We start from the raw sequence: 25,368 nt of genomic DNA on the forward strand, positions 1-25,368 counted from the left end.
GAGCGGATGATGCGGGACGCGAAGATCACGCAGATCTACGAGGGCACCAACCAGGTCCAGCGGATCGTGATGGCCCGCAACCTGCCGTAGCGCGTCGGTGGGGCGCCCCCGGGCACCCCACCGCACACCCTGGTCCGAGGTCGCGGCGTGGACACCCGGCCTGTGTGAGAAACCTACAAAGACCTTCAGGTCGAATCGGTTGCGTTGCTCATCTGAATGATCATCAATGCCCTGGCAAGGTGGCAGATGAGTCCACGGCTCCCCGTACTCACCGGTGCGGGGAGTTGTGTCTCTCTCACAATCTCCACTACAGGCAGGGGGTTCGGTCGATGAGTGCCGACAACGACCGGGTGCTGGTCACCGGGCTGGGTGCGACGACGCCGCTCGGCGGGGACGTCGCCTCGACCTGGGCCGGGATGCTGGCCGGGCGGTCCGGGATCCGGGCGATCGAGGACGAGTGGGCGGCCGGGCTGCCGGTGCGGATCGCCGGGCGGTTGAAGGTCGAGCCGTCCGAGGTGCTGGACCGGGTGCGGGCCCGGCGGATGGACCGCTGCCAACAGGTGGCGCTGATCGCCGCCCGGCAGGCCTGGGCCGACGCGGGGGCGCCCGAGGTGGATCCGGAGCGGCTGGCCGTGGTGATCGGTACCGGTACCGGCGGCGCGCTCACCATGCTCGGACAGGACGACGTCCTGGAGGCCTCCGGCGTGCGGAAGGTGTCCCCGCACACCGTGCCGATGCTGATGGCGAACGGCCCGGCGGCCTGGGTCAGCATCGAGTTGGGCGCGCGGGCCGGCGCGCACACCCCGGTCAGCGCCTGCGCGTCCGGGGCCGAGGCGATCGCGATGGGCCTGGACCTCATCCGGCTCGGCCGGGCGGACGTGGTGGTGGCGGGCGGCGCGGAGGCCTGTGTCTGCCCGCTTCCGCTGGCCGGGTTCGCCCAGGCCAGGGCGCATTCCACCCGCAACGACGAGCCCGAGCTGGCCTCCCGTCCGTTCGACGTCGGCCGGGACGGCTTCGTGATCGGCGAGGGCTCGGTGGTGGTCGTCCTGGAACGGGCCGGGTTCGCCGCGGCCCGCTCGGTCCGGGCGCATGCCACGCTCGCCGGGGCGGCGGTCACCTCGGACGCGTTCCACATCACCGCGGCGGCGGCCGAGGGGCAGGTCCGCGCGATGCGCCGGGCGGTGGCCGAGGCGGGCCTGGCCCCGCGCGACATCTCCCACGTCCACGCCCACGCCACCTCGACCCCGCTGGGCGATCTGGTCGAGGCGGAGTCGGTGGCCGAGGCGATCGGGCTCCACCCGGTCGTCACGGCGACCAAATCGATGACCGGCCACCTCTTCGGCGCGGCCGGCGCGCTCGGCGCGCTCGCCGCCGTCCTCGCCCTTCGCGACGGCGTGGTGCCGGCCACCCGGAACCTCGACACCGTGGACCCGGCCGTGAAGCTGGACGTGGTCGCTGGTGCCCCGCGCCGCGGCGCGCTGACCGCGGCGCTGACCAACTCCTTCGGGTTCGGCGGCCACAACGCGACGCTGGTCTTCACCCCGGCGCCGGCGGCCCGCGCCGCGTCGTGAACAAGCCCGGGTCGTGGACCCCGCGTCGTGAACAAGCCCGCGCCGTGAACAAGCCCGGGTCGTGGACCCCGCGTCGTGGACAGCCCCGGGGCGTGAACAAACCGTGCGACCGGCCCGGTCGTCGCTGGTTAGGGTCGGCGCCATGGCTACGTCATCACCGGCCCTGAGGCTGGAACCCGTCACCCCCGACACCGTCGACGCCGCGCTCGCGCTGCAGGCGCGGCCGGACCAGGAGCGACTGGTCTCCCCGGTGGTCAAGTCCCTGGCGGAGGCGTACGCGCACGGCGAGCGGGCCTGGCCCCGGCTGGTCTTCGACGGCGACCGGCTGGTCGGGTTCGTGATGGCGTTCTTCGACATCACCTTCTACCCCGACCGGCCGGGTGACCTGCCGCGCTCCGGCCTCTGGCGCCTCAACATCGCCGCCGACGCCCAGCGCGGCGGCTACGGCCGCTTCGCGGTCGAGCAGGTCTGCGCCGAGATCCGCCGCCGCGGCGGCCGGCGGGCGACGGTCACCTACGTGCCGGGCGACGACGGTCCGGCCGGCTTCTACGCCCGGCTCGGGTTCCGCCCCACCGGCGAGTTCAGCGGTGACCAGGAGGTGGCGGAGCTCGCACTGCCGCCGGCCTGACCCCGGGGAGGGGAGGAGCGGGAAGTCGGCCCGGCCGACCTCCCGCTCCGGCGGTGCGCGGGGTCTCAGCCGAGCAGGAGGTACTTGGTGGAGGGGACGCCCTGCGTGTAGCTGCAGTCCGTGTTCTGGGTGGTCGTGCTGTACGTGAACCCGGAGGGCACGGTGCAGGCCCAGAGGCCGTTGACCGGCTTGCGGAGGTGGAAGGTGGTGGCCTGGACGCCGGGCTGCAGACTGCACGCGCTCGTGTAGGTGATGCGGTCGTAGGTGAACGCGGGGGTGCCCCCGCAGGCGGTGAGCCCGTCGACCGGCGTCCGCAGGTGGTAGGCGTTGGCCGTCACTCCGGGCTGCTGGCTGCAGGCGCTGCCCCAGGTGATGGCGTCGTGGACGAAGCCGGGCGCGCCGGTACACGCGGTCAGCCCGTCGGCCGGGGTCCGCAGATGGAACTGCGGGGCGTTTCAACTGCCGGAGCTGCAGGTCCGGTTCATGGACACCTGGTCGTAGACGTACCCGGACGGGACGGTGCAGGCCCAGGTGCCGTCCAGCCCGTTGAGGGCGGTGGCGGTGGTGGTCGCGGCGCCGGCGGTGCCCGCGGCGGCGGCGCCGGAGAGCACCAGCGTCACCGCCGCGAGGACGGCCAGGAGCAGGCGGACGGAGCCGGTGCGGGCGGTGCGTGCGGTGGACATGGGTCTCCCGAAGGTGGTCGGTGACATGGGATCGCACGGCGGCGCGGGTGTACGCGCCCGCCCGCCGCCGCCGGTTCTAGCACGGACGGCGCCACCGCCACCCCGGCCCGGCACCGAGGTCGGTCGCGGCGACGACGGCCGTCCACTCCCGCCCGGGCCCGGCCTCCGGCCCGACTCAGCCGATCAGCGCGGCCGCCTCCTGCCGCGCCTGGCGCAGCCACCGCGCGCGGTCCGCGTCGGCCGAGTCCGTCACCGTACGGAAGACGGTCCGCCGCACGTCCGTCACACCGACGTACGGCAGTACGCAGGCGGCCCAGATCCGCTGCAGCGGATCACCGAACTCGTCCCGCTCGCGCTCCTCCGGGGTGTCGGAGGTGTTCAGCACCAACGCCCGCCCCGCGCGGAGCAGTCCGGCCGGTTCGCCGTCCGCCGTTCCGAGCTTGTAGGCCACGCCGGGCGCGAGCACCCGCTGCACCCACCCGGTCAGGACGGCCGGCGGCATGCCCCACCAGTTGGGGTGGATCAGGACGAGCGCGTCGAGCGTGGCCACCTCCGCCCGGTGCAGCGCCAGCCGCGGATCGTCCGTCCCGGCCGCGGCGGAGACCGTCCCGGTCTCCTCGGCGGTGAGCGCGGCCGGGAACCCCTCCGCGCAGAGGTCGTGCGCGCGCACCTCGCAGCCGCGGCCGCGCAGTTCGTCCACGACGGCCTCGAACAGCGCGTGGTTGAAGCTGCCCGGCCGCGGGTGCGCCAGATAGACGCCGATCCGCCTGGTGTCCGTGCTCACGGTCATGTCCCGTTCCCCCTCGTCGGTCGGTTCGAGGGCGATGCTAGGCCTTGCCCCGTGCCACCCGGGCGGGGGAGGGTGCGCGGGCCGGACCGGGCCGGAGCCCGTCACCGCCGCCGGGGCGTTCTCCGAGGCCGTCGCCGAGGGCCGCGCGGAGCGCCACCGCGAGGTCCCGGCCGGCCGGCCGCCGGACCGCGCGCTGCCGACGGTCCTCGCCGGGCTCCACCGGTTGCTCGCCCCCCGGCCCCGGCCCGTCCGGCGCCCCGGCCCGCCCCGCGCGCGGGGCCGTCGCGCGTCCGGGAAGGCGGCATGCCATGATCCCTGCATGGGTTCCAACGTTTACTTCGACATCACCATCAACGACGAGCCGGCCGGGCGCATCGTCTTCAAGCTCTTCGACGACATCGTCCCGAAGACCGCCAAGAACTTCCGTGAGCTGGCCACGGGCGAGCACGGCTTCGGCTTCAAGGGCTCCTCGTTCCACCGCGTCATCCCGGGCTTCATGCTGCAGGGTGGCGACTTCACCCGCGGTGACGGCACCGGCGGCAAGAGCATCTACGGCGAGAAGTTCGCGGACGAGAACTTCACGCTCAAGCACACCAAGCCGGGCCAGCTCTCGATGGCCAACGCGGGCCGCAACACCAACGGTTCGCAGTTCTTCATCACCACCATCGTCACCGACTGGCTGGACGGCAAGCACGTCGTCTTCGGCGAGGTCGTCGAGAACCTCGACCTCGTGACGAAGATCGAGTCCTACGGCTCGCAGAGCGGTCGCACCTCGGCGAAGGTCACCATCGCCGACTCGGGCATCGTGGCCTGAGGCCGGACCTTCCGGCGGTTCGAGGAGCAGGAGGGCGGCGCGGCCGGCCTCCTGCTCCTCGCGCGTCCCGGCCCCGGCACCGCGCCCGTCCGGCCGGTCGCGGGCCGCTGGACCTACGACCGACGACCGATGGCCCGAGGTCGGCCGGCACGCTGGAATGGACGCCGTGGATCACCCTTCGGCCGTCGACGGCCTCACCGACACCCAGGTGGACGCCTACCTGGCCCGGCTCGGCCTGCGGCGCCCCGACCGGCCCTCCCCGGCCTCCCTGGCCGAGCTGCACCGCGCGCACCTGGGCGCCGTGCCGTTCGAGAACCTCGGCATCGGGCTCGGGGAGCCCGTCGCCCTCGACACCGGCGCGCTGTTCGAGAAGCTCGTCCTCCGCCGTCGTGGCGGCTTCTGCTACGAACTCAACGGCCTCTTCGCCGAGCTGCTGCGCGCGCTCGGCCACCGGGTGGAGCTGCTCGGCGCCCGGGTCTTCGACGGGGACCGGACCGGCCCGCCGTTCGACCACCTCGCCCTGCGGGTGGAGCTGGACGGGCCGTGGCTGGCCGATGTCGGCTTCGGCCGGTTCAGTCACCTCCCGCTGCGCCTGGACGAGCGCGGTCCGCAGCGCGATCCCGGCGGCGAGTTCACCCTGGTGCCGCACGGCGACGACGAACTCGACGTGCTGATGGCCGGCCGGCCGCAGTACCGGCTCGGCCTGCGACCCCACCGGCTGGCCGACTTCGTGCCGACCTGCTGGTGGCGGACCACCTCGCCCGACTCGCACTTCACCCGCTCGTCGACCTGCTCACGGCTCACCGAGGACGGCGGCCGGGTCACTCTCGGCGGCGCCCGGCTGGTCCGCACCGGCCCCGACGGCGCGCGCGACGAGGAACTCCTCGACGAGGCCGACGCCCTGGCCGCCTACCGCGAGCTCTTCGGCATCACCCTCGACCGCCTGCCCGTGCCCCCGGCACCCGCCGCCTGAGCGGCGGACCGGCCTCAGACGGCCGCCCGGGCGACGGGCGGCTGCCAGGACCCCTCCCGCAGCCCCACCTTGCGGGCCGGGACGCCGGCCCAGACCTCACCGGGACCGGTGGAGCGGGTGAGGACGGCGTTGGCCCCCACGACGGTGCCGGCGCCGACCGTCAGCACGCCCTCCTTGCAGACCACCTTGGCCCCGGCGCAGAGCACCGCGCCGTCCTCCACCACCACCCGTCGCATGGCGCTGCGCTCCTGCGGCACCCACGGGTCGGCCCGCCCGATCGTCACCCCGTTGTAGAGCGTCACGTCCGCGCCGAGCGTGGTGTACGGGTGCAGCACGGTGCCGAAGCCGCGGTGGAAGACCGTCAGCCCCGGTCCGATCTCGGCGGCGGCCGGCACCTCCATCCCGTAGAACGCGAGCGCCTCCTGGACCAGGCGGCCCAGGAGGCGGTGACGGCGGCGGTAGATCAGCGCGGTGACGAGAGACATCCACCCATTGTGTCGGCACGGTAACGCGCCGTCACGCAGGGTCGGGGTGTCACTTCAGGTCCGGCACGGCGGTGTCGTTCTTGAAGGCGTCGAAGACCTGCTTGGCCTTGGCGGAGTCCCACTTGACCGCGGATTCACCGGTGTTGGTCCTGAAGTCCGGGTTGGCGATCGGGACGGTGATGCTCTTGCCGCTGCCGCCGTTGACGTCCTTCATGGCGAGGAAGAGCGAGCCGAGGTCGGTCAGGCCGGCGTCGTCGTCCACGATCAGGGTGCCGAGGCCGGAGTCCACCAGCGGGTAGAAGGTGAACGGGTTCAGCACGGTGGCGGGGGAGGCGGCCTGCTTGGCCAGTGCGCCGAGGAACTTCTGCTGGTTGCGCATCCGGCCGAGGTCCTGGTCGGCCATCTGGTGGCGCTGGCGGACGAAGGCCAGGGCCTGGGTGCCGGTCAGGCTCTGGCAGCCGGCCTTGAGGTCGAGACCGGAGTCCTTGTCCTTCACGTCCTGGTCGATGCACATGTCCACCCCGCCGACGGAGTCGACGATGCCCACGAAGCCGGCGAAGCCGATCTCGGCGTAGTGGTCGATGCGCAGGCCGGTGTTGAGCTCGACGGTCTGCGCGAGCAGCTTGCCGCCGCCGGCGGCGAAGGCCGAATTGATCTTCGAGGTGGTCGCCTTGACCGTCTTGCCGTTCTCGCCGGGGTGTTCGGGGATCGGCACCCAGGAGTCGCGCGGGATGCTCATCAGGGTGTTCCCACTGTCCCCGATGTGCAGGATCATCATCGAGTCACTGCGCTTGCCGCCCGCGTGGCCGGTGTGCAGGTCCTCCTCCTGGGAGTCGGAGAGGCCGTCGCGGCTGTCGGAGCCGACGATCAGCCAGTTGGTGCCCTTCCCGGCCGCGGGGCGGCCGGGGTAGTCGGCGAGCACGTTCTCGTGGTTGAGCTTGGAGTCGGCCCAGAACCAGGTGGAGACGGCGGTGACCATCATGGCGATCAGCAGGCCGAACACCGACCACTTGACGATCCGGCGCCGGGGCCAGCGCGAGGGCCTGGCGGCGGGCGGCTGGGTGCCGCCCGGGGCTATCGGCCCGCCGGGCGTGCCGGGGCCGCCGGGCCCGCCCGGGCCCTGCGCGGGCACGCCGGGGCGGCCGTCCGGCTGCTGCCCGTACGGCTGGGGCTGCCCGTAGCCCTGGGGCGGCCCGTACCCGGGCGCCTGGCCCGGTGGCCGCGTCCGGTCCTGGGCCGGCGGCTGCGCCCGGCCGTACTCCTGCGGCTGTCGCGGCGCCGGGGCCCCCGGGCCGCGGGGGTTCAGCGAGGACGGCAGCGGCGGCTCGGCCGCCCTGCCGCCACCGCCGCGCCCTGATGCGCCGCCGCCGTTGCCGCCGCCCGGGCGGCCCTCCTGCCACGTGTTCATGTGGGAGAGAATGCCCGACGCGGGGTGTGGTGACTCCCCCCGGGGCCCCCGCCAGGGCCCTTGTAGCAGTTTTGATGCACGTGCCGGATCGTTCCACCGCAAGTTCTCACGCCCGTTCTCACGCCCGTCCCCCCGGCCCGTGCGTCCGCCCGTTCACCGGTGGTGCACGGAGCGTCGCGGGGCGGTCGCGGACGGCGGCCCGGCGCGCTCCCCGGCCCGCCCCGACGGCCGGTCGCCCGTCTCACCAAACGTCCCCTCCCGTGTTCACCAGCCGGAACGATCCTTGACCGGTTCGAACACTGCGTGTTTGCATGACTGCATGGATCAGCGATGGACCCTCACGCGTCGGCGGCACGTCGACCTTCAGCGTGTGTCCTGTTCGCTCTGTCGTGGCTGACGCTCGCCCGTCGAACCCCCTCCTCTCCGCACAGCTTCTCCCAGCGTTCTCCGCCGCTGTCCGCGTGGCGTGCTCTCCGCTGTCGTAGCGCCGTCCCCGCTGTCGTAGCGCCATCCCCGCTTCCTGCCCCGAGGTGAACCCATGGCCACCGTGCTGTCCGTTTCCGGCTCCCCGTCCGCGACCTCCCGCACCACCCGTCTGCTGCGCCACGTCGACGCGCAGCTCGAATCCCGCGGTCACCGCGTCATCCCGTTCGAGGTGCGCAGCCTGCCCGCGCACGCACTGCTCTCGGCGGACTTCTCCCACCCCGAGATAGTCGCCGCGCTGGAGCTGTTCGCCCAGGCGGACGGCGTCGTGATCGGCACCCCGGTCTACAAGGCGGCCTACTCGGGCCTGTTGAAGACCCTGCTGGACGTCCTGCCGCAGTACGCGCTGACCGGCAAGGCCGTGCTGCCGCTGGCCACCGGCGGCTCCGCCGCGCACGTGCTCGCGGTCGACTACGCGCTGCGCCCGGTGCTCAGTTCGATGGGCGCCGGCCACATCACCCAGGGTTGGTTCGTGCTCGACCGCCACATCACCGTCCGGGAGGACGGCACGACCGTGATCGAGCGGGAGACGGACGTACTGCTGTCGCCCGTGGTCGAGGCCTTCGCGGTGGCTCTGGAGCGGCTCGCGGCGCCGGTCCTCACGGGCTGACGATCCGTCAGGGCTGGTCCCGTACGGGCCGACCCTGAGGAGGGCGGCGGCGACCCCTAGGGGGAGGGGCGCCGCGCCCCGTACAACTACGGTTGGGCCGCTTCATACCGTCGGATGACGAGCGGTTCGCCCGTCGCTCCTAACGTGGATCACATCCCCGCTCGTGCGGATCAGGACCGAGGTTCCGGTGCGTCCGGGGGCCCTGGGCACACCGGGTGGGTGGGGCTGACACCCGGTCGAGGACTACCGCCTGCACCCTTTCGAGGGGCGGGCGGTGCCGACGAGGCTGGGGGTCAACGGGTGGGCCCACTTCTGAGGAGAATCCAGTGACGACGGCAGCAGCAGCCGTGTACGACCCCCAGCTTCCCGGCGGCACCGCCGCCGTCGCCGCCTCGGCGCGTCAGGTGACCAAGGCCTACGGCACCGGCGAGACCAGGGTCACCGCACTCGACGCGGTGGACGTCGACATCCAGCGGGGCCGGTTCACCGCGATCATGGGCCCCTCCGGTTCCGGCAAGTCGACCCTGATGCACTGCCTGGCCGGCCTGGACACCGTGACCGACGGGCGGATCTGGATCGGTGACACCGAGATCACCGGTCTGAAGGACAAGCAGCTGACCAGGCTCCGCCGGGACAAGATCGGCTTCATCTTCCAGGCGTTCAACCTGCTCCCGACGCTGAACGCGCTGGAGAACATCACGCTCCCGATGGACATCGCCGGCCGCAAGCCGGACACCGCCTGGCTGGACCAGGTCGTCGAGACGGTCGGCCTGGCGGGCCGCCTCAAGCACCGCCCGACGCAGCTCTCCGGCGGTCAGCAGCAGCGCGTCGCGGTGGCCCGGGCGCTGGCCGCCCGCCCGGAGATCATCTTCGGTGACGAGCCGACCGGGAACCTCGACTCCCGGGCCGGTGCCGAGGTGCTGACCTTCCTGCGCCGCTCGGTGGACGAACTGGGCCAGACCATCGTCATGGTCACCCACGACCCGGTCGCCGCCGGCTACGCGGACCGCGTGCTCTTCCTCGCCGACGGCGTGATCGTCGACGAGATGCACGCCCCCACCGCCGACTCCGTCCTCGAACGCATGCGCCGTTTCGACGGCAAGCGCACCAGCTGAGCGGGGACCGGGACATGTTGCTCAAGACCTCACTGAGAAGCTTCCTCGCCCACAAGGGGCGGATGGTGCTCTCGCTGCTCGCGATCGTCCTCTCGGTCGCGTTCGTGTCCGGCACGCTGGTGTTCTCCAACACCGCCACCAGCACCTTCGACCGGCTCTTCGCCTCGACCGCCTCGGACATCTCCGTCCAGCCCCCCAAGAGCGGCGTCGGGGGCGAGGACGGCGCGCCCCGCGGCAAGGCGGCGACCGTCCCGGTCGAGACCGTGCGGCGGATCGCCGCCGCGCCGGGCGTGAAGACCGCGGTCGGCCAGGTGTTCACGCAGGACTCGACCCTGGTCGACCCCGCCACCAACAAGGCGGTCGGCCCGACCAGCGGAGCGCCCACCCTCACCGGCAACTGGACGGACACCCCGCGCAACTCGGTGGAGATCACCTCGGGGCACGTCCCGCAGGGCGGCGACCAGGTCGTGCTCGACGCGGACACCGCCAAGAAGGCCGGTCTCGGCCTGGGCGGCAAGCTGCGGGTGATCACCGGCAGCGGCACGTACGACTTCACCATCGCCGGTATCGCGACCTTCAAGACCACCAACCCGGGCGCGGCACTCGTCTTCATGGACACCCCCACCGCCCAGCGGGTGCTGCTCGGCACCACCGCCTACACCTCGGTCGAGGCCTTCGGCGACGGCAGCCGGTCCGACGAGCAGCTGAAGGCGGACGCCCTCGGCGCGCTGGGCGGCGGCTACCAGGTGAAGACCGCGGCGGAGCAGAAGGAGGAGAACAGCAAGGACGTCGGCTCCTTCCTCGGCTTCATGAAGAACGCGATGCTCGGCTTCGCCCTGATCTCCGCCCTGGTCGGCGGGTTCCTGATCATCAACACCTTCTCCATGCTGGTCGCCCAGCGCACCCGGGAGATCGGGCTGCTGCGCGCCCTCGGCGGCAGCCGCAAGCAGGTCAACCGCTCGGTGCTGATCGAGGCGCTGATCCTCGCCGTGCTCGGCTCGACCATCGGGCTCGGCGCGGGCCTGGGCCTGGCGGCCGGCCTGATCCAGCTGATGAAGGCCGTCGGCATGAACCTCAGCGCCGCCGACCTCCAGATCTCCGCGGACGTGCCGATCGCCGGCTACGGCCTCGGCATCGTGGTGACGCTGGTGGCGGCGTGGTTCCCGGCCCGCCGGGCCGCCCGGATCGCCCCGATGGCGGCCCTGCGCGACCACGGCACCCCGGCCGAGGGCCGCTCCAACGTGGTGCGCACGGTGATCGGCCTGGTGCTGACCGCCGGCGGTGGCGGCCTGCTGGTCCTGGCCGCCAAGGCCGACAAGGCGGCCACCGGCGGGCAGTACCTGGGTCTGGGGGTGCTGCTGAGCCTGATCGGCTTCGTCGTCCTCGGCCCGCTGCTGGCCACCAGCGTGGTCCGGGTCCTCGGGTCGCTGCTGCCGGCCGTGTTCGGCCCCTCGGGCCGGCTCGCCCAGCGCAACGCGATGCGCAACCCGCGCCGGACGGGTGCCACGGCCGGCGCGCTGATGATCGGCCTGGCGCTCGTGATCGGCGCCTCGGTCTTCACCTCCTCGGTGATCAAGTCCACCAACGAGCAGATCGACAAGTCGGTCGGCGCGGACTACATCATCTCCGGCGGCCGGACGGGCCTCACCGCCGAGATGGTGAAGGCGGCCGAGAACACGCCCGGCATCGAGCACATCACCCGCCAGCAGTACATGCCGGCCGTCTTCACCACCCCGGACGGGAAGACGACCACGGAGGGCGTCTCGGCGGTCTCGCCGACCTTCACCGTCGACTTCAAGCTGCCGGTCAAGGCCGGCAGCGCGGATGCGCTCGGACAGGGCGCGATCGCGGTCGGAGAGGCCTTCGCCCAGGACCACGGTCTCGCGATCGGCGACCGGATCGGCGTCGACTACGGCCAGGGCCGCACCCAGAGCCTGCCGGTCGGTGTGATCATGACCAAGGGCAACTCGCTCTTCGACGGCAACTACTTCATCGGTCTGGACACCTTCGGCAAGGCCGTTCCGGTCACCGACCAGGGCAATGACGCGGTCGCCTTCGGCAAGGCCAGGGCCGGCTCGGACGTCGCGGGGACGCTCGCCGCGCTGGAGGCGTCCTTCAAGGACTACCCGCAGGTCAACGTGCGGGACCAGGCCGGCTACAAGGATCTCGTCCAGGAGCAGGTCAACTCCCTGCTCTACATCATCTACGGCATGCTCGGCCTCGCGATCGTGGTCGCGGTGCTCGGCGTCGTCAACACGCTGGCGCTCTCGGTGGTGGAGCGGACCCGCGAGATAGGCCTGCTGCGGGCGATCGGGCTCTCCCGCCGCCAGTTGCGCCGGATGATCCGGCTGGAGTCCGTGGTGATCGCCCTGTTCGGCGCGATCCTCGGGACCGGCCTCGGCCTGGCCTGGGGCATCACCGGCCAGCAGGTCCTCAAGGACCAGGGCCTGGAGACGCTGGCCGTCCCGACCGGAACGATCGTGCTCACGCTGATCGCCTCGGTGGTCATCGGCCTGCTGGCGGCGCTGGTGCCGGCCTTCCGGGCCGGCCGGATGAACGTCCTCGCGGCGATCGCGACGGACTGACCCCCCCGGATCGGGGGATCGGGGGGAGGCGGGGGGGGGGGGGGCGGCCCCCCCCCCCCCCCCCGGGGGGGGGGCCGCCCCCCCCCCCCCCCCCCCGCGGCGTTCCCGCCGAAGACCCCCGCCCCGCACGAGGCGGCCGCGGGCCCGCGCCCGCACCGCTCACCCGCGGCCCGGCGCGGCCGGGGTCACGGACAGCGGACGTCAGACGCCCTCTCGGCCGCCGCCGGTGTCGGAGCCGCCGTGGTCGCGGTCACCGGGGCGGGGGCCGGCGCACCGGTGCCGGCCGGGGCCGGGGCGGGCGTCGTGGCCGGGACCGGACCGGGGGAGGCCGGGTAGTCCCCGCCGGCGTACACCTGGAGGGTCGGCCCCAGCCCGGGGACGGCGGTCGGCTCGGCGCCCGGCAGCGCGGCGGCCAGCGTCCGGGCCGACTCGGCCCAGCGCGGGTCGTAGCGGATCGCCGTCCGGCCGGCCGCCGTCCCCATCGGGGCGTTGGACGGGGCGCCGGTGGTGGCGAAGCCCGCCCGCCGCAGGTCCCCGTCGACCCGGGCGCCGAGCCCGGCGACCCCGGCCGCGTTGAACACCTGGACGTGCACCTGCTCGGGAGCGACGGTGGGGGCGACCGCGGGCGCCGCGGCGCCTGGGGAGGCGGCCCCCGCCGGATCGGTCGCGGGCGCCGGCGCGACGGGCGCGACCGGGGCCGGACCGGTCTGGCCCGCCGCACCGCCCAGCGGCCGGCCGGCCCGGACGGCGTCGAACAGCGCCTTCGCCCCCGCCTGGTCCCAGAGCACGGTCGAGCCCCAGCCGGCCACCTGGTGGTCCACCGTCGACAGCGGCACGGTCGCGAAGTCCGCCCGGCCCGCCGAGAGTTCCTTCAACCTGGTCGCCAGGGTGATCAGGTCGTCCGCGGTGAGGTCCTGGTCCGCCTTGACCGAGCCGAGCAGGCTGTCCGTCAGCCGGGCCAGCCGGACCGGGTTGAACAGGGTGCCGCTGCCGGTCACCTGGTGCAGCAGCTCGGCGACGAACTTCTGCTGGCGGTGCATCCGGCCCAGGTCCGAGCTGCCGTCCACGTGCCGGGCGCGGACGTACTTGAGCGCGCCGGCGCCGTCCAGGGTGCTGGTGCCGGCCGGCAGGTCGAGGCCGGAGTACTCGTCCTTGAGCGGTTTGGCCGTGCAGACCCGCACCCCGCCGACGGCGTCCACGGCCGAGACGAACCCGGCGAAGTTCACCTGGAGGTAGTGGTCGATCCGCAGGCCGGTGTTCTGCTCCACGGTGGCGACGGTGAGCCGCGGCCCGCCCATCCCGAACGCGGCGTTGACCTTGCCCTTGCCGGCCGGGACGTCCTTGTGGGTGACCTGGTCCCGGTGGGCGGGGATGTCCAGGTACGAGTCGCGCGGGATGCTGATCACGCTGGCCCGGGAGCCGTCCCCGGCGACCTGGACGATCATCATGGTGTCCGTGCAGTGGCAGGACTCGCCCCCGGCGTGCAGCACCTCCTTGAGGGTCTTCTCCGGGATGCCGTCCCGTTCGTCGGTGCCGACCACCAGGAAGGTGGTGGAGCCGTCGTCGGCGGGCCGGACCGCGTCGCCGCTGAAGGCGTCCACCCGGTCGATCGAGGAGAGGCCGTGCAGGACCGCCCAGCCGCCGCAGGAGGTGGTGAGGACCCCGAAGGCGATGCCGGCGGCCAGGCGGCGGGGCCAGACGCGCCGCCGTCCGGGCCGGGTGGAGAGGGGGGGAACGGGCATCTCTCGGATGGTAGGGGCGGCCCGCTCCGGGGCGGGTGAGGGCGCGCCGGGGCCGGGGAGTACGGTGGGCCCGATCGGCGAAACGTTCCTTCAGCGCGTGGTGCGTGGAGTTGCCCAGACCGGGACAAGACGGAGACCCGTCCGCACCGGTACGGTGGGCCCCGATGAACACCAAGGCTGCTGAGGAGCTGCCGGCGGTCTCCGTGATCATGCCGGTGCTCAACGAGGAACGACACCTGCGCACGGCCGTCCGGCACATCCTGGAACAGGACTACGCCGGGCCGATGGAGGTGGTGATCGCCCTCGGCCCGTCCTCGGACCGGACCGCGCTGATCGCCGCCGAACTGACCGCCGAGGACGCACGGGTCAGGACGGTGGAGAACCCCACCGGTCGCACCCCCGCCGGGCTGAACGCCGCGATCCGCGGCTCCAGTCATCCGATAGTGGTCCGCGTCGACGGCCACGGCCTGCTGACCCCCGGCTACATCACCACGGCGGTCCGGCTGCTCGGCGAGATGGAGGCCGCCAACGTCGGCGGCATCATGCACGCCGAGGGCGAGACCGAGTGGGAGAACGCGGTCGCCGCCGCGATGACCTCCAAGATCGGCGTCGGCAACGCCTCCTTCCACACCGGCGGCCTGGCCGGCCCGGCGGACACCGTCTACCTCGGGGTGTTCCGGCGCGAGGTGCTGGAGCGGCTCGGCGGGTACAACGAGGAGTTCGTCCGCGCCCAGGACTGGGAGCTCAACTACCGCATCCGCCAGGACGGCGGGCTGGTCTGGTTCACCCCGCAGCTGAGCGTCACCTACCGGCCCCGGCCCACCGTGCGGGCGCTGGCCAAGCAGTACAAGGACTACGGCCGTTGGCGACGGGTCGTCACCCGGTACCACAAGGGCTCGGTCAACCTCCGCTACCTCGCCCCGCCGGCCGCCTTCCTCGGTGTGACGCTCGGTCTGGTGCTCGGCGCGGCCGTCCACCCGGCCTTCCTCGCGGTGCCCGGCGCCTATCTGCTCGGCATCGTCGGCGGCGCCCTGGTCGAGGGCCGCGGCCTCTCGGCGAAGGCCAAGGCACTGCTGCCGGTGGCCTTCGCGACCATGCACCTCAGCTGGGGATTCGGCTTCCTCACCTCGCCGCGTTCGCTGGCCCGCCGGGTCATCGCCAGCCGGGCCCCGTCGGCCGCCGACGTGGTCACCGAGGCCCGCTGACCCGATCCGGCCAATCCCCCGGACCCGCCCGCACCGCCCCCGCTCCGACGCTATCGTCGGGCGCCATGGGGACAGTTGAGGGCGGGTCCGTCGTCGGTGCCCGGGTCGAGCCGAGCGCGGACGTGGACGGCCGGGCGGCGCTCGGCGCCGGGACGACCGTCTGGCACCTCGCCCAGGTCCGCGAGGACGCGGTGATCGGCGCCGACTGCGTCATCGGACGCGGCGCCTACGTCGGTCCGGGCGTGCGGATCGGGGACCGGGTCAAGCTGCAGAACCACGCGCTGGTGTACGAGCCCGCGGTGGTCGAGGACGGGGTGTTCATCGGTCCGGCGGCCGTGCTCACCAACGACCTCTACCCGCGCTCCGTCGGGGTCGACGGCCGGCTCAAGCGCGGCGAGGACTGGCAGGCCCGCGGGGTGACCCTGCGGGAGGGCTGTTCGATCGGCGGCCGCGCCGTGCTGGTGGCCGGTGTGACGGTCGGCCGCTGGGCGCTGGTCGCGGCCGGCGCCGTGGTGCACCGGGACGTCCCGGACTTCGCCCTGGTGGTGGGTGTCCCGGCCCGCCGGATCAAGTGGGTCGGCCGGGCCGGCGAGCCGCTGGAGCCGGACGGCGGGGAGCGGTGGCGGTGCCCGCGCACCGGTGAGCGGTACCGCGAGACGGACGGCCTGCTCAGCCCGCTCTGAGGCTCACTTCGCGCAGACGTCGGTGTCGTCCGCCTGGACGCGCTGGAGGTCCTTGGGCGCCTCGGTCGGCGCGGCGGAGGCGCTGGTGGCGGCGGCCAGGACGTCCTTGCCGAGCACCACGGCCAGTCCGTCCCTGCTGCCCGCCCTCGGGTCCTCCTTGACCGCCTCGGCCGGCAGTCCGAGGGAGGCGGCGAGGGCGGCCGCCTCGGCGGCCTTCCCGGTCGGGTAGGTCACCGAACTGGTCGGCGTGGCAGCGGCGTTGGGCGCGGTCGTGGCCTTGGTGAAGCCCTTGGCCCGGAGCTTGTCGACGGCCTGCTGGGCCTGCCCGGGCGTCCCGCTGCCGTTGCGCACCGCCACCCGCACCTCCCTGGTGTCCACCGCCGGGGTGGTGACGGTCGGCGAGGGCGCGGCCGTCGTCGGCGCCGCGGCCCCCGGGGCGGGGGTCCCGGTGGCGTCCGGCGCGGTGGTCCCGGTGAGCGAGCGGTCGGCGGCGACCAGCGAGAACACCTGCCCGGCGTCGGGCTGCTTGAGCACCAGCCGGTTCTCGTCCTTCGGGTCGTCCAGCACCGGCACGGTGGTGAAGGTGATGTTCTTGGTGTCGACCTTGCTGATGTCCAGCGCCAGGTCCTTCAGCTTGTCGACGCTGCCGATCCCGTCGTCCACGGTGAGCGCCTTGGTGGCCGCGTCGGCCAGCTTCCACAGCTTGGTCGGGCTGGTCAGGGTGTCACTGCTCTTGATCGAGCGGATCATCGAGCTGATGAACTGCTGCTGCAGCGGGATCCGGGTGAGGTCGCCGCCGAGGCCGACGGCGTGCCGGGTGCGGACGAAGGCCAGGGCGTCGTCCCCCTGGACGACATGCCGGCCCTTGCTCATCCTCAGGTGCGAGTCCGGGTCGTTGATGTCCTTGGCCGCGCACACCTCGACCCCGCCGACGGCGGTGGAGAGCGTCTTCACGGCATCGAAGTTGACCATCACGAAGTGGTCGACCCGGATTCCCGTCATCTTCTCGACGGTCTTCCAGGTGCAGCCCGGATCGCGGCCCTCCTGGCCGAGGCTTTCGTTGAACATGGTCCGCGCGGAGCCGGGAATCCGCTTGCCGCCATTGATCTCGCACTCGGGGATCTGCACCATCAGATCGCGCGGAACGCTGATCACGGTCGCGTTGCTGCGGTCCTTGGCGACGTGGAAGAGCAGGGTGGTGTCCGCGTGCCCGGCACTGCCCTCGTCGCCGTACTCGCGGCCCAGGCCCTCGCGGCTGTCCGTGCCGATGACCAGGATGTTGAGCGCGTCACCGGCCGCCTTCGGCCGCTCCTCCTCGTTGCCCAGCTGCACCTTGACGGCGGTGATGTTGTTGTTGAAGTGCTGGTACGCGTAGTACGCCCCGCCGCAGCCGGCCACCAGGACCAGCGCGCCGACACCGGCGGTCCACTTCAGCACCCGCCGGCGGGGGCGCTGGGCGGCCGCCTGCCGGCGGCGGGCGGCCCGGCCGCCGGAGTGCGCGGCGGCGGGAGCGGCCGCCTCGGCCGCGGGGGTCCGCCGGCGCTGGACCGGAATGCCCGCGGCCCGGTCCGGCCCGTCCTCCGGGCCGGGCGTCCCGCGCCGGCTCCCGGTCGGGGGCACCTGTCGGTCGGCGGGGTCGACCTCCTGCCAGTCGTGCTGCACGGGGCTCCCTCCCTCCGACCGGTCCACGGGTGGCGCGCGGGCTGCGCGCCGACCCGGACACACTAGACGAGTCGAGTGCGGGAATTGTTCCTGGTGTGATGTCCGCCATGTTCGGGAACCGCAATTCACCAGGCAGATCACGTTCCGGGAATTCCTTGGTAAGGCCTTTGCCGGGCATGATCTGTACACAAAAGGGTGACCCTGACCAGCGGTCAATGGATCGCGCAGGCATCCACGTCCGCGGTGCGTCCCTCGAAGGAGGGCGGCGCGGTCGCGCTGGGTGACGCGCCGGCGGCCCGGTCCGATCCGGCCGCCCCCGTCACGGCGCCCGACGGCCCCGGGCTCGGGCCCGCCACCGCCGAGGGGTCGGGGGAGCCCGGCGGGCGGACGGTGATCGACCGGTCGTCGCGCAGCGCCGTGAACAACTGGGTGGTCTGCGGTTGCACGAACTCGTCCCGGTCCGAGTCGAAGCGGTACGGGCGGCGCGGCGCGGTCAGGAACACCACGTCGGCGGAGGGGATGCCGCGCAGGTCCTGGGTCAGGTCGTAGAGCGCGCCGAGCGAGGAGAGGCCGCCGTCGGCCCGGACGGAGGAGGTCGCCGCGTCCAGCACCGGCCAGAGCCGGGCCGGGTTCAGCAGGACCCCCTGCGACTGCACCTTGCGGATCAGGGCGGCCAGGAACTGCTGCTGACGGCCCATCCGCTGGGTGTCGCTGCCGTCGCCGAGGGTCTCCCGGGCCCGGACGTAGCCGAGCGCCTGCTCGCCGCGCAGGGTCTGCCGGCCGGCGGGCAGGTCCAGCTTGGCGTCCTTGTCGTGGATCGCCTGCGGGACGCACACCTCGACCCCGTCCACGGCGTCCACCATGGTCTTGAAGCCGTTGAAGTCGAGGATCACGTAGTGGTCCACCCGGATGCCGCTCAGCTGTTCGACGGCCCGGATCGAGCAGGCCGGTCCGCCGGTCTCGAAGGCCGAGTTGAACTGGGCCAGGACCGGCTTGCTCCGGGTGCCGTCCGGCTTCTCGCAGGCCGGCACGGTGACCATGACGTCGCGGGGGATGGAGACCGCGGTCGCGTGCTTCCGGTCCGCCGCCAGGTGCAGCAGGATCGTGGTGTCCGAGCGCTGGCCGCCGGCCTCGCCGTAGGAGGCGTTGGCGCCGGTGCGGTCGTCGCTGCCGATCAGCAGGATGTTCTCGGCGCCCTTGGCCCCGGCGGTGCGGCTGGGCCGCTCGGCCTCCAGCCGGGCCAGCAACTGGTCGGTGGCGGAGTCGGTCCGGATGTTGCCGTCCAGCTTGCGGTAGGCGATCCAGAGCACGGCGCCGCAGGCGACCAGGAGGAAGGCGAGGGCGCCGGCGGTGATCATCAACCACCGCCGGCGCCTGCGCCGGGGCTTGGTCGGGGCGCCCGGGGTCTCCTGGGCGTCCCCGCTCGGGGGGTTCTCGGTCGGGGGGTGCTCGGTGTCGTCCTCGGCCATGGCAGGGATACCTACCCGCACGGCCGGACCCGGGGGTTACCCGAGGCGCAGTGTCACCCGTTCGGACTCGGTGCGCTTCTCCCACTGCTCGGCGCTCAGGCCCTCCGAGTTGCGGCAGAGCACCACCGAGGCGCCCGCCGCGAGCGGGGCCAGCAGGCCGGCCTCCAGGCCCGCCCAGTCCTCGTAGGAGTGGGTGGAGAGCACCCGGTCGCCGGCCGTGATGCCGAGCCGGGCCGCGCCCTCCCGGGCCAGCTGGACGGTCTGGTCGCCGGTCAGCTTCAGCGGCAGGCCGTCGATGCCGGTCTCCAGCGCGGGCGCGTCCGGGGTGACGGGGGAGTACGGCGCGAAGCGGTCGCCCTGGCCGGGCACCTCGGCGGCGTAGTCCAGGAAGCCGTCCGGGCGCTGCGGGAAGCGGCCGCCGAGCGGGCGGAGGGCGAGGGCCACCCGTTCGCCCTCGCAGGCCTGGGCGGCCTCCAGGCCGTCCGGTCCGCTGACCACCAGGTCGGCGCCGGCGGGGTCGCCGCCCGGCACCGCCGTCACTCCGACCGACCAGCAGGCGAGCAGCCAGACGGCGCTCTGCCAGTGGGCGGGCAGCAGGAGGGCGGCCCGGTCGCCGGGGCCGGCGTTCAGCTCGTCCTGGAGCAGGTTGGCGGTCTTGGCCACCCAGTTGTCGAAGGTGCGGGCGGAGAGCTCCACCCGTTCGCCGGTGGCGTCGTCGTAGAAGGTGACCAGCGGAGCCGCGGGGTCGACTGAGGGAGTGCCACCTCGCAGGAATGCGTGCAGCAGCTCGACGGGGGTTCGGGCATCGGCAGCGAAAAGCGCAGTCATGGTGAGCCCCAGCCTACGGCCTTCGGGTGGGCGACCGGGAGGGGTGCCGGACCCTGCGCGGGGCGGCCTGGCGGGCGGGGTGTTTTGCGGTGAACATCCCTTTTATGGGTATCTCTTTCCCGGTCGCCGCCCTTGCCGGCTGCACCGCCGTTCTGCTCCTCCAACCCGTCACCGCCTCGGCCGTGACCGATCCCGTCGCGCAGCGCCGGACGTCGGCCGGCGGCGGCTCGGTCACCTCGCTGCCGCTGACCGCCGGCAGCGCCCTGGCGCCACGCACCACCCGGCCGTTCGAACTGCTCGGGGTCGGGTGGGACGACCCCGCCCGCTCGCTGGCGGGCGGCTCCGTCCTGGTCCGCACGAGGGACGCGGCCACCCACGTCTGGAGCGGCTGGCACGAGCTGGAGGCGGACGGCGAGGACGGGCCGGACACCCCCGGCGGCGGGGCGACGGCGCCGCTCTGGACCGGGCCGAGCGACGGTGTGGCCGTGCGGGTCACCCCCGGCCCCGGCGGACTGCCGACCGGTCTGCGGCTCGAACTGGTCGACCCCGGGCGGGGAGCCGCCCCGGCCTCGGCCCGCACGCTGCCCGCCGAACCGCCGGACGGGCACCAGGCCGCCCGGCCCGCCATCGTCACCCGGGCCGGCTGGGGCGCCGACGAGTCCCTCCGGGACCCGCAGGTCGAGTACACCGGCCCGGTCCGGGTGGTCTTCGTCCACCACACCGCCACCGCCACCGAGTACGCCTGCGCCGACGCGCCCCGGGTGATCAGGGCGATCTACCAGTACCACGTACAGAGCAACGGCTGGCGGGACATCGGCTACAACTTCCTGGTCGACCGCTGCGGCACCCTCTACGAGGGCCGGGCCGGCGGTGCCGAGCTGCCGGTGCACGGCGCGCACACCCTGGGCTTCAACGCCGACTCGGCGGGCGTCGCCGCGCTCGGCACCTTCGTCACCGACACCCCGCCGCCGCCCGTGCCGGACGGGCTGGCCCGGCTCGCCGCCTGGAAGCTCGGTCTCACCGGCCAGGACGCCGCCGGCCGCACCCAACTGGTCTCCTCCTCCTCGGCCAGCCGCTACCCCAAGGGCACCAGCGTCACCTTCGACGCCGTCTCCGGTCACCGCGACGCCTTCAACACCGAGTGCCCCGGCGCGGCCCTCTACCCGCTGCTCCCCGCCGTCCGCACCCAGGCCGCCCTGCTCCAGAGCGGTGCCCGCCCGGCTCGCCGCGACGCCCGGTGAGCCCCGGGGGCCGGACCTAGACGGGCCCCGGCCCCCGGGGGATCAGTGCCCGCAGCTCGGCGGTCAGCTCCCGGGCGAGGTCCGGGCGCAGGTCGTACCGGGCCGGGGTGTTCTGCAGCAGTGCGATCCGCCAGCCCGCGCCCGGGTTGACGGCGATCACCGTCTGCAGGGCGTTGAGCCCCGGGTCGAGGTCCTCGGCGTCCTCCGGCACCAGGCCCGCGACGGCGTCCAGCACGGCCACCCCCGGTCCGAGCGTCCGGACCCGCCGCACCCGGGCGACGTACTCGGGGGTGGCGTGGTCCGTGAAGATCCGCCCCAGTTCGGCGGCGATCACCGACCGCCCGGCGTATCTGGTCCCGTCGAATCCGATCATCTCCCCGTCCTCGGCGAACGGCCCGGCGCACGCCGCGCCGTCCCGCAGGTTCCAGCCGTCCAGTGCCCGGTGGTAGAGCGCCCGCACCGCGCCCTCGTCCGCGGGGGACAGCTCCGGCAGCCGCGTATCGTTCATACCCCCATGGTCGGCGAAGGCGGTGGAGCCGGACAGCGGAGGAGGCGCAGGGCGGTGACGGACGAGGCCGCGACCGGTGCGCTGGTACGCCGCTGGCGCCCGGACTTCCCGCTCGACGTGGCCCGCACGCTGCTGCCGCTGCGGCGCGGCCCCGCGGACCCGGCCTACCGGACCACCGGCGACGGCGCGGTCTGGCGGGCCTCCCGCACACCGGCCGGCATCGGCACCCTGCGGGTGGCGGCCCGGACGGCCGACGGCGCGGTCGAGGCACGGGCCTGGGGCCCGGGCGCGCCGTGGCTGCTGGAGCGGCTGCCCACGCTGCTGGGCGCCGAGGACGACCCGGCCGGCCTGGTGCTGCCGCCCGGCCCGCTGCGGGAGGCCCAGCGGGCCGCGGCCGGGGTCCGGCTCACCCGTACCGGGCTGGTGCTGGAGTCGCTGGTGCCCGCGATCCTGGAACAGAAGGTCACCACGGACGAGGCCTACCGGGCCTGGCGGATCCTGCTGCGCGACTTCGGCACCCCGGCCCCCGGCCCGGCCGAGGGCATGCGGGTGGCCCCGGCGGCCCGTGAGTGGGCGCGGGTGCCCAGCTGGGAGTGGCACCGCGCGGGCGTCGACCCGAAACGCTCCGCCACCGTGCTGCGCGCCGTCCGGCTGGCCGCCCGGCTGGAGGAGGCATCGGCGATGGACCACGCCGACGCGTTCGCCCGCCTCACCGCCGTCCCCGGCATCGGCGTCTGGACGGCCGCCGAGACCCTCCAGCGCAGCAACGGAGACCCGGACGCGGTCTCGGTCGGCGACTACCACCTCCCCGACCTGGTCGGCTGGGCCCTGGCCGGCCGCCCCCGCAGTGACGACGCGCGGATGCTGGCCCTGCTGGAGCCCTACCGCCCGCACCGGTACCGCCTCTGCCGCCTGCTGCTGACCGCCGGCGCCCGAGCCCCGCGCTACGGCCCCCGGCTGGCCCCCAACGACCACCGGGGGCGGTGAGGAAAGGAGGTCGTGGTGTACACCATGAGGTGTACGCTCGGTGCATGGCCGAATCGCTGAGTATCCGTGAAGCCCGCGCCCACCTCGCCGACGTCGTGACCAAGGCCGAGGCCGGAGAGATCACCGTCATCACGCGCAAGGGGGAACGGGTCGGTGCCGTGGTCCCGATCGAGATCCTCGACGCCATAGAGGAGGCCGCGGACGAGTTGGCGGCCCGGGAGGCTGAGCAGCATCGGGCGGATCCGACGGTCAGCATGGCCGAGCTGCTGGCCGACCTCTTCGCGTCCCCGCCCGGCGCGGCCGGGAGTGCCGCGTGAAGTACGCCTTTCGGTTCACGACCCACGCCCAGCGCCAGTTGCGGGCGATCGGGCAGGCGTTGGCACTCAGGATCCTCAGCGCGCTCACGGAACTCGGCGATGACCCGTTCGCCGACGGTCCCAGCGTGAAGAAGCTGACCGGGTACGACGGTCTCTACCGGCTGAGGGTCGGTGACTACCGTGTGATCTACGAAGTACAGGGCGACGTGATGGTCATTCTCGTGGTCAGTGTCGGCAACCGCCGTGACGTGTACCGCCGGTACTGACCCCTACCGCACCTCGACGAAGGCCTCCGCGCCGCGGGCCGGGCGGTCGCGCGGCGGCTCGGCCGGGCGGCCGACCGCGACGGCGCCCATCGGGTCCCAGCCGGCCGGCAGGTCGAGTGCCGCGCGCACGGTGTCGCGGCAGAACATCGTGGAGGAGACCCAGGCCGTGCCGTAGCCCTCGCCGGCCAGGGTGACCAGCAGGTTCTGCACGGCGGCGCCGATGGCGACGGTGAACATCTCGCGTTCGGCGGCGGCGCGGCGCGCGTCGGGGTAGTCGTGCGAGCCGTCCATCACCAGGCAGGGGACGACCAGGTAGGGCGCGTCGCGCAGGACGTCGCCGCGGGCGGTGCGCCGGGCGATCCGGGCGTCGTCCCAGCCGTCGAGCTCGCGCAGGTCGCGCTGCCAGGCGGCGAGCATCGCGTCCAGCAGCCGGGTGCGGACCTCGGCCGACTCCAGCAGGACGAACCGCCAGGGCGTGGTGTGGTGCGGGGCGGGCGCGGTGACGGCGGCGGCGACGGCGCGGCGGACGGCGCCCGGGTCGACCGGCTCGGGGGTGAACGCGCGGATGGTGCGCCGCAGCGTGACGGCCTGCCGGACCGCCTCGGAGGTGCCGAGCCGGAACATGTCGTCGGCGGCGGGGCGCACCAGTGCCCGGCCGCCCTCGCCGTCCTCGGCGGTGACCAGGTGGCCGAGGCCCCGGACCACCGCGACCGGGGTGCCGGTGGCCTTGCCCTTGACCAGGTCGGCGGCGGCGGCGAGCTCGTCGGCGGTGGCGGTGACGGTCATCGCCAGTTCGTTGCCGTGGCTGTCCGTGCGGCCCCGGTGGTCCTCCAGGGCGGGCAGGCCGGCGGCGCCGATCGCGACGTCGGTGAGGCCGTTGCGCCAGGGCCGGCCGAAGGTGTCGGTGACGACGACGGCCAGCCGGACCCCGGTGAGCTGCTGGAGGCGGGCCCGCAGCGCGCGGGCGGAGGCGTCCGGGTCCTCCGGCAGCAGCAGCACGGTGCCGGGGGCGGTGTTGGAGGCGTCCACCCCGGCGGCGGCCATCACCAGGCCGTTGCGGTTCTCGACGATCCGGATCGGGCCGCGCCGGGCGATCAACCGGACGGTCTCGGCGTCGATCGCGGCCTCGCGGTCGGCGGCCCGGAGCACCCGTCCCTCGGCCTTGCTGACGATCTTCGAGGTGACGACCAGGATGTCGCCGTCCTGGTACGTGCCGGCCTTGGCGATCAGCGCGGGGAGGTCGGAGTCGGCGTCGATCTCCGGCAGGCCCGTGACGGGCAGGACGGACAGGCTCACGCCCGCACCAGCTCGGCGAGCGCCAGCGCGGCCCGGGCCATCTCGGCGGTGGCCGCGACGTCCGTCATCAGCAGCGGGACGGCCCGGCAGGCGATCCCGCCGGCCTCGACCGCGGCGACCGAGGCCTCGTCGGCGGTGTCCACCAGCCAGCCGTCGAGGAGTTCGGCGCCGTAGTCCAGGGCGACCGCCTCCGCGGTGGCCTCGACCCCGACGGCGGCCAGCACCTTGTCGGCCATGCCGCGCACCGGCGCCCCGCCGATGATCGGGGAGAGCCCGACCACCGGCGCCGGGGCGGCGGCCACCGCGGCCCGGATGCCGGGCACGGCGAGGATGGTGCCGATCGAGACCACCGGGTTGGACGGCGGGAACAGGATGACGTCGGCGGCCGCGATGGCCTCCAGCACGCCGGGCGCGGGCTTGGCGGTGTCCGCGCCGACCGGGACGATCGCCTCGGCGTCGACGGCGGCGTGCAGCTTGACCCAGTACTCCTGGAAGTGGATCGCCCGGGTGCCGTCCGCGTCCGTGATCCGCACGTGCGTCTCGACCCGGTCGTCGCTCATCGGCAGCAGCCGCACGCCCGGCCGCCACCGCACGCAGAGCGCCTCGGTGACCTGGCTCAGGGTGTACCCGGCGGTGAGCATCTGGCTGCGGACGAGGTGGGTGGCGAAGTCGCGGTCGCCGAGCCCGAACCACTCGGGCCCGACGCCGTACTCCTTCATCTCGGCCTTGATCGACCAGGTCTCGTCGGTCCGGCCCCAGCCCTGCTCCTCGTTGATGCCGCCGCCGAGGGTGTACATCACGGTGTCGAGGTCGGGGCAGACCTTCAGGCCGTAGAGGTGGATGTCGTCGCCGGTGTTGCCGATGACGGTGATCTCGTCCTGCGGGCCGAGGGCCTCCTTGAGTCCGCGCAGGAAGCGCGCTCCACCGATTCCGCCTGCCAGTGCCACGATGCGCATACGCCCATCCTGCCACGGCCCGACTGGCCGTCAGCCCGGTTCGCCGAGCCGCCCGGCGGGCCG

At 73.8% G+C, this 25,368-nt stretch carries 26 protein-coding genes; 14 read left to right on the forward strand and 12 right to left on the reverse strand.

Annotated features, from left to right (window positions below):
* From ACFXHB_RS32800 to ACFXHB_RS32810, 3 genes are all read left to right on the forward strand, one after another.
* On the forward strand, nt 1-90 hold a 90-nt coding region (locus tag ACFXHB_RS32800; protein ID WP_144385854.1), incomplete at its 5' end, for an acyl-CoA dehydrogenase family protein.
* Between the two features lie 239 nt (nt 91-329).
* Entirely contained in the window at nt 330-1,571 is a 1,242-nt protein-coding gene (locus ACFXHB_RS32805) for a beta-ketoacyl-[acyl-carrier-protein] synthase family protein (protein WP_380578486.1), read from the forward strand.
* A gap of 142 nt (nt 1,572-1,713) precedes the next feature.
* Entirely contained in the window at nt 1,714-2,199 is a 486-nt protein-coding gene (locus tag ACFXHB_RS32810) for a GNAT family N-acetyltransferase (RefSeq protein ID WP_380578488.1), read from the forward strand.
* A 65-nt stretch (nt 2,200-2,264) separates the two neighbouring features.
* On the opposite strand, the gene ACFXHB_RS32815 is transcribed toward ACFXHB_RS32810, so the two are convergent.
* The 3 genes from ACFXHB_RS32815 to ACFXHB_RS32825 form a co-directional block, all read right to left on the reverse strand.
* Entirely contained in the window at nt 2,265-2,537 is a 273-nt protein-coding gene (locus tag ACFXHB_RS32815) for a hypothetical protein (protein WP_380578490.1), read from the reverse strand.
* Nucleotides 2,538-2,654: 117 nt separating this feature from the next.
* Complete coding sequence (locus ACFXHB_RS32820; protein WP_380578492.1) at nt 2,655-2,882, reverse strand: hypothetical protein; 228 nt, start codon at nt 2,880-2,882, stop codon at nt 2,655-2,657.
* A gap of 175 nt (nt 2,883-3,057) precedes the next feature.
* Nucleotides 3,058-3,672 (reverse strand): NAD(P)H-dependent oxidoreductase, encoded by a 615-nt coding sequence (locus ACFXHB_RS32825; RefSeq protein ID WP_380578494.1) that lies wholly within the window; start codon nt 3,670-3,672, stop codon nt 3,058-3,060.
* 319 nt (nt 3,673-3,991) lie between these two features.
* Here ACFXHB_RS32825 and ACFXHB_RS32830 point away from each other — a divergent pair, with 319 nt between their 5' ends.
* Complete coding sequence (locus tag ACFXHB_RS32830; protein WP_380578496.1) at nt 3,992-4,486, forward strand: peptidylprolyl isomerase; 495 nt, start codon at nt 3,992-3,994, stop codon at nt 4,484-4,486.
* 157 nt (nt 4,487-4,643) lie between these two features.
* A complete protein-coding gene (locus ACFXHB_RS32835) occupies nt 4,644-5,459 on the forward strand; it encodes an arylamine N-acetyltransferase (protein ID WP_380578498.1) in 816 nt (271 codons plus the stop codon).
* Nucleotides 5,460-5,473: 14 nt separating this feature from the next.
* Here the strand turns inward: ACFXHB_RS32835 and ACFXHB_RS32840 are convergent, their stop codons facing one another.
* The gene (locus tag ACFXHB_RS32840; protein ID WP_380578500.1) at nt 5,474-5,944 is read right to left on the reverse strand and encodes a hypothetical protein; all 471 of its coding nucleotides are present in this window, start codon (nt 5,942-5,944) and stop codon (nt 5,474-5,476) included.
* Nucleotides 5,945-5,993: 49 nt separating this feature from the next.
* Entirely contained in the window at nt 5,994-7,352 is a 1,359-nt protein-coding gene (locus ACFXHB_RS32845; protein WP_380578502.1) for an LCP family protein, read from the reverse strand.
* A gap of 538 nt (nt 7,353-7,890) precedes the next feature.
* Between ACFXHB_RS32845 and ssuE the strand changes: the two genes are divergently transcribed.
* From ssuE to ACFXHB_RS32860, 3 genes are all read left to right on the forward strand, one after another.
* Nucleotides 7,891-8,445, forward strand: a complete 555-nt coding sequence (gene ssuE / locus ACFXHB_RS32850) for an NADPH-dependent FMN reductase (protein ID WP_380578504.1) — start codon at nt 7,891-7,893, stop codon at nt 8,443-8,445.
* A gap of 326 nt (nt 8,446-8,771) precedes the next feature.
* A complete protein-coding gene (locus ACFXHB_RS32855; protein ID WP_380578506.1) occupies nt 8,772-9,560 on the forward strand; it encodes an ABC transporter ATP-binding protein in 789 nt (262 codons plus the stop codon).
* 14 nt (nt 9,561-9,574) lie between these two features.
* The gene (locus tag ACFXHB_RS32860) at nt 9,575-12,145 is read left to right on the forward strand and encodes an ABC transporter permease (protein WP_380578508.1); all 2,571 of its coding nucleotides are present in this window, start codon (nt 9,575-9,577) and stop codon (nt 12,143-12,145) included.
* A gap of 185 nt (nt 12,146-12,330) precedes the next feature.
* Here the strand turns inward: ACFXHB_RS32860 and ACFXHB_RS32865 are convergent, their stop codons facing one another.
* The gene (locus tag ACFXHB_RS32865) at nt 12,331-13,887 is read right to left on the reverse strand and encodes an LCP family protein (protein ID WP_380578510.1); all 1,557 of its coding nucleotides are present in this window, start codon (nt 13,885-13,887) and stop codon (nt 12,331-12,333) included.
* A gap of 164 nt (nt 13,888-14,051) precedes the next feature.
* Here ACFXHB_RS32865 and ACFXHB_RS32870 point away from each other — a divergent pair, with 164 nt between their 5' ends.
* Both ACFXHB_RS32870 and ACFXHB_RS32875 read left to right on the forward strand, forming a co-directional pair.
* Complete coding sequence (locus ACFXHB_RS32870; protein WP_380578512.1) at nt 14,052-15,092, forward strand: glycosyltransferase family 2 protein; 1,041 nt, start codon at nt 14,052-14,054, stop codon at nt 15,090-15,092.
* Between the two features lie 65 nt (nt 15,093-15,157).
* A complete protein-coding gene (locus tag ACFXHB_RS32875) occupies nt 15,158-15,775 on the forward strand; it encodes an acyltransferase (protein WP_380578514.1) in 618 nt (205 codons plus the stop codon).
* A gap of 3 nt (nt 15,776-15,778) precedes the next feature.
* Here ACFXHB_RS32875 and ACFXHB_RS32880 read toward each other — a convergent pair whose 3' ends face one another.
* The 3 genes from ACFXHB_RS32880 to ACFXHB_RS32890 form a co-directional block, all read right to left on the reverse strand.
* Nucleotides 15,779-17,437 (reverse strand): LCP family protein, encoded by a 1,659-nt coding sequence (locus tag ACFXHB_RS32880; RefSeq protein WP_380578516.1) that lies wholly within the window; start codon nt 17,435-17,437, stop codon nt 15,779-15,781.
* Between the two features lie 212 nt (nt 17,438-17,649).
* Nucleotides 17,650-18,906, reverse strand: coding sequence for an LCP family protein (locus ACFXHB_RS32885; RefSeq protein ID WP_380578518.1), 1,257 nt, complete (start codon nt 18,904-18,906; stop codon nt 17,650-17,652).
* 36 nt (nt 18,907-18,942) lie between these two features.
* Complete coding sequence (locus ACFXHB_RS32890; protein ID WP_380578520.1) at nt 18,943-19,734, reverse strand: TIGR03089 family protein; 792 nt, start codon at nt 19,732-19,734, stop codon at nt 18,943-18,945.
* Between the two features lie 104 nt (nt 19,735-19,838).
* Here ACFXHB_RS32890 and ACFXHB_RS32895 point away from each other — a divergent pair, with 104 nt between their 5' ends.
* Nucleotides 19,839-20,975: an N-acetylmuramoyl-L-alanine amidase gene (locus ACFXHB_RS32895; protein ID WP_380578522.1), complete on the forward strand. Its 1,137-nt coding sequence runs from the start codon at nt 19,839-19,841 to the stop codon at nt 20,973-20,975.
* A 16-nt stretch (nt 20,976-20,991) separates the two neighbouring features.
* On the opposite strand, the gene ACFXHB_RS32900 is transcribed toward ACFXHB_RS32895, so the two are convergent.
* Nucleotides 20,992-21,483 (reverse strand): SgcJ/EcaC family oxidoreductase, encoded by a 492-nt coding sequence (locus ACFXHB_RS32900; RefSeq protein ID WP_380578524.1) that lies wholly within the window; start codon nt 21,481-21,483, stop codon nt 20,992-20,994.
* Between the two features lie 6 nt (nt 21,484-21,489).
* Here ACFXHB_RS32900 and ACFXHB_RS32905 point away from each other — a divergent pair, with 6 nt between their 5' ends.
* The 3 genes from ACFXHB_RS32905 to ACFXHB_RS32915 are packed head-to-tail and all read left to right on the forward strand — an operon-like array spanning nt 21,490 to nt 23,053.
* A complete protein-coding gene (locus ACFXHB_RS32905; protein ID WP_380578526.1) occupies nt 21,490-22,470 on the forward strand; it encodes a DNA-3-methyladenine glycosylase family protein in 981 nt (326 codons plus the stop codon).
* A 44-nt stretch (nt 22,471-22,514) separates the two neighbouring features.
* Nucleotides 22,515-22,787, forward strand: coding sequence for a type II toxin-antitoxin system Phd/YefM family antitoxin (locus ACFXHB_RS32910; protein WP_380578528.1), 273 nt, complete (start codon nt 22,515-22,517; stop codon nt 22,785-22,787).
* Nucleotides 22,784-23,053, forward strand: coding sequence for a type II toxin-antitoxin system RelE/ParE family toxin (locus tag ACFXHB_RS32915; protein WP_380578530.1), 270 nt, complete (start codon nt 22,784-22,786; stop codon nt 23,051-23,053). Before ACFXHB_RS32910 ends, ACFXHB_RS32915 begins: the two co-directional genes overlap by 4 nt.
* Nucleotides 23,054-23,056: 3 nt before the next feature.
* Here the strand turns inward: ACFXHB_RS32915 and ACFXHB_RS32920 are convergent, their stop codons facing one another.
* Entirely contained in the window at nt 23,057-24,349 is a 1,293-nt protein-coding gene (locus ACFXHB_RS32920; protein WP_380578532.1) for a coenzyme F420-0:L-glutamate ligase, read from the reverse strand.
* Nucleotides 24,346-25,305, reverse strand: a complete 960-nt coding sequence (cofD, locus tag ACFXHB_RS32925) for a 2-phospho-L-lactate transferase (RefSeq protein WP_380578534.1) — start codon at nt 25,303-25,305, stop codon at nt 24,346-24,348. The genes ACFXHB_RS32920 and cofD overlap by 4 nt, the downstream gene beginning before the upstream one ends.
* Nucleotides 25,306-25,368 lie beyond the last annotated feature (63 nt).

It is taken from the genome of Kitasatospora sp. NPDC059327, assembly GCF_042752535.1.
In the GTDB taxonomy this organism is placed as follows: domain Bacteria; phylum Actinomycetota; class Actinomycetes; order Streptomycetales; family Streptomycetaceae; genus Kitasatospora.

What these genes read in the sequence shown, in the direction of transcription:
- ACFXHB_RS32805 (WP_380578486.1), top strand. Translation starts at nt 330, where the DNA reads ATGAGTGCCGACAACGACCGGGTGCTGGTCACCGGGCTGGGTGCGACG.
- ACFXHB_RS32810 (WP_380578488.1), top strand. Translation starts at nt 1,714, where the DNA reads ATGGCTACGTCATCACCGGCCCTGAGGCTGGAACCCGTCACCCCCGAC.
- ACFXHB_RS32820 (WP_380578492.1), bottom strand. Translation starts at nt 2,882, where the DNA reads ATGTCCACCGCACGCACCGCCCGCACCGGCTCCGTCCGCCTGCTCCTG.
- ACFXHB_RS32825 (WP_380578494.1), bottom strand. Translation starts at nt 3,672, where the DNA reads ATGACCGTGAGCACGGACACCAGGCGGATCGGCGTCTATCTGGCGCAC.
- ACFXHB_RS32830 (WP_380578496.1), top strand. Translation starts at nt 3,992, where the DNA reads ATGGGTTCCAACGTTTACTTCGACATCACCATCAACGACGAGCCGGCC.
- ACFXHB_RS32835 (WP_380578498.1), top strand. Translation starts at nt 4,644, where the DNA reads ATGGACGCCGTGGATCACCCTTCGGCCGTCGACGGCCTCACCGACACC.
- ACFXHB_RS32840 (WP_380578500.1), bottom strand. Translation starts at nt 5,944, where the DNA reads ATGTCTCTCGTCACCGCGCTGATCTACCGCCGCCGTCACCGCCTCCTG.
- ACFXHB_RS32845 (WP_380578502.1), bottom strand. Translation starts at nt 7,352, where the DNA reads ATGAACACGTGGCAGGAGGGCCGCCCGGGCGGCGGCAACGGCGGCGGC.
- ssuE (WP_380578504.1), top strand. Translation starts at nt 7,891, where the DNA reads ATGGCCACCGTGCTGTCCGTTTCCGGCTCCCCGTCCGCGACCTCCCGC.
- ACFXHB_RS32860 (WP_380578508.1), top strand. Translation starts at nt 9,575, where the DNA reads ATGTTGCTCAAGACCTCACTGAGAAGCTTCCTCGCCCACAAGGGGCGG.
- ACFXHB_RS32865 (WP_380578510.1), bottom strand. Translation starts at nt 13,887, where the DNA reads ATGCCCGTTCCCCCCCTCTCCACCCGGCCCGGACGGCGGCGCGTCTGG.
- ACFXHB_RS32870 (WP_380578512.1), top strand. Translation starts at nt 14,052, where the DNA reads ATGAACACCAAGGCTGCTGAGGAGCTGCCGGCGGTCTCCGTGATCATG.
- ACFXHB_RS32875 (WP_380578514.1), top strand. Translation starts at nt 15,158, where the DNA reads ATGGGGACAGTTGAGGGCGGGTCCGTCGTCGGTGCCCGGGTCGAGCCG.
- ACFXHB_RS32885 (WP_380578518.1), bottom strand. Translation starts at nt 18,906, where the DNA reads ATGGCCGAGGACGACACCGAGCACCCCCCGACCGAGAACCCCCCGAGC.
- ACFXHB_RS32890 (WP_380578520.1), bottom strand. Translation starts at nt 19,734, where the DNA reads ATGACTGCGCTTTTCGCTGCCGATGCCCGAACCCCCGTCGAGCTGCTG.
- ACFXHB_RS32895 (WP_380578522.1), top strand. Translation starts at nt 19,839, where the DNA reads ATGGGTATCTCTTTCCCGGTCGCCGCCCTTGCCGGCTGCACCGCCGTT.
- ACFXHB_RS32900 (WP_380578524.1), bottom strand. Translation starts at nt 21,483, where the DNA reads ATGAACGATACGCGGCTGCCGGAGCTGTCCCCCGCGGACGAGGGCGCG.
- ACFXHB_RS32905 (WP_380578526.1), top strand. Translation starts at nt 21,490, where the DNA reads ATGGTCGGCGAAGGCGGTGGAGCCGGACAGCGGAGGAGGCGCAGGGCG.
- ACFXHB_RS32910 (WP_380578528.1), top strand. Translation starts at nt 22,515, where the DNA reads ATGGCCGAATCGCTGAGTATCCGTGAAGCCCGCGCCCACCTCGCCGAC.
- cofD (WP_380578534.1), bottom strand. Translation starts at nt 25,305, where the DNA reads ATGCGCATCGTGGCACTGGCAGGCGGAATCGGTGGAGCGCGCTTCCTG.